The sequence below is a fragment of the Actinoplanes sp. NPDC048791 genome (assembly GCF_040650095.1).
In the GTDB taxonomy this organism is placed as follows: domain Bacteria; phylum Actinomycetota; class Actinomycetes; order Mycobacteriales; family Micromonosporaceae; genus Actinoplanes.
The window spans coordinates 1-1,642 of the sequence record NZ_JBEZGQ010001450.1 but is presented as its reverse complement, the minus strand read 5'-3'; the positions used below and the strand labels follow the sequence as shown (position 1 = coordinate 1,642).

Genomic DNA, 1,642 nt, shown 5'->3' with positions numbered 1-1,642 from the left:
GGCCGGGCGGGGCGGACAAGGAGCCGGCCCGGGCCGGTGCGGACGCCGGCCTGGCGCGCCGCGACAGCGGGGTCGACATCGCCCGCGCCTACGCCCCGTACCTGATCATCATCGTGATCTTCTCGATCGCCAACATCGGGGCGGTCAAGTCGGCCCTGGCCGGGCGGCCGTGGACGGTCACCTTCGGCTGGCCGGGATTGCACATCATCGGCACCAACGGCAAACCGCTGGCCTCGACCACCTTCACCCTGGGCTGGCTCGGCGCCGCGGGCACCCTGATGATCCTGGCCGGCATCCTGACCGCGGTGGTGCTGCGGATCCGGCCCGGCCGGGCCCTGCGGGCCTACGCCGACACCTATGTGGAGCTCCGGCACGCCATCGTGACCGTGATGGCGGTGCTGGCGCTGGCCTACGTGCTCAACCAGTCCGGCCAGACCAACACGCTCGGCGAGTTCCTCGCGCAGGCCGGTGGGCTGTTCATCTTCCTGTCCTCCATCCTGGGCTGGATCGGGGTGGCGGTGACCGGTTCCGACACCTCGGCCAACGCTCTCTTCGGCGCCCTGCAGGTGGAGACCGCGGCCCGCGCCGGGCTCGATCCGGTGCTGCTCGCCGCCGCGAACTCCTCCGGCGGGGTGCTGGGCAAGATGATCAGCCCGCAGAACCTGGCGATCGCCGCGTCCGCCGTCGGCATGGCCGGCCGGGAGGGTGACATCTTCCGCAAGGTGGTCGGCTGGAGCCTGGTGCTGCTGCTGGTCATGTGTGTCCTGGTCACCCTGCAGGGCACGCCCGTACTCAGCTGGATGGTGCCGGGCGGCTGAGCAGCAGTTCCACCGCGGCGGTCAGCGTCGCCACGACCGGCACACCGGCGTCGGCGAAGTGGTCGCGGGCGTGCAGAGCGTCCTCGCCCGGGTGGTAGAGCACGCACCGGACGCCGCACTCGCGGGCCGCGCGGGCGTCGTCGAAGCTGTCCCCGACGACGACCGCGTGGTGCGCCGCGATGCCCTGCTCGTGCAGGTGGCGGCGCAGATGCGGGGCCTTGTGGGCCAGGTCCCGGCCGGTGCTGCCGTCGACGCGGGTGAAATGGTGGCCGATGCCCGCGGCAGCGATCAGCGGGACGAGCTGCTCGTGCGGATACATCGAGAGCAGCGACTGCCGGCCGCCGGCGGCCGTCCACCGGGAGAACGCGTCGATCGCGTCGGCGGTGAGGGTCACGGCCGTACGGTGCCGGGCGTACGCGGCGCGGAAGCACTCGTCGAGCCGTCGTTGCTCGTCGCCGGTCAGCGGCCGGCCGGCGAGCCGCTCGTAGAAGGTGGTGATCGGCTGGGTGTGGTGGCGCTGGTAGGCCGCGCGGGTGACGGCGGGCAGGCCGCACGCGGCGAAGGCGTCGATGGTCGCGTCGATGAGCGCCCGGCTGTCGCCGAAGACCGTGCCGTTCCAGTCCCAGACGATGTGGCCGGTCACGCGCCGCCCACCCGAGCCGGCGCCGAGCTCGCCCGGTACACCACAGTCAGCACCGCGACGCAGATCAGCGCGGCCATGGGTGCGAGGCTGAGGCCGTACCGGATGCCGGCAGCGACCAGGGGACCGGCCGCCGCCGCACAGATCGCGCTGCCGACCGCGAAGGCCGTCGCCACCCAGGCGA

At 73.0% G+C, this 1,642-nt stretch carries 2 protein-coding genes and 1 pseudogene; 1 reads left to right on the top strand and 2 read right to left on the bottom strand.

Annotated features, from left to right (window positions below):
• Positions 1-818 (top strand): L-lactate permease (locus AB0C29_RS47310; RefSeq protein WP_360834786.1); only part of this gene is annotated, 818 nt, incomplete at its 5' end.
• On the opposite strand, the gene AB0C29_RS47305 is transcribed toward AB0C29_RS47310, so the two are convergent.
• Positions 793-1,461, bottom strand: coding sequence for an HAD family hydrolase (locus tag AB0C29_RS47305; protein WP_360834784.1), 669 nt, complete (start codon positions 1,459-1,461; stop codon positions 793-795). The genes AB0C29_RS47310 and AB0C29_RS47305 overlap by 26 nt on opposite strands.
• Positions 1,458-1,642: pseudogene (locus AB0C29_RS47300) on the bottom strand (MFS transporter); the annotation flags it as partial. The pseudogene AB0C29_RS47300 and the gene AB0C29_RS47305, both read right to left, overlap by 4 nt.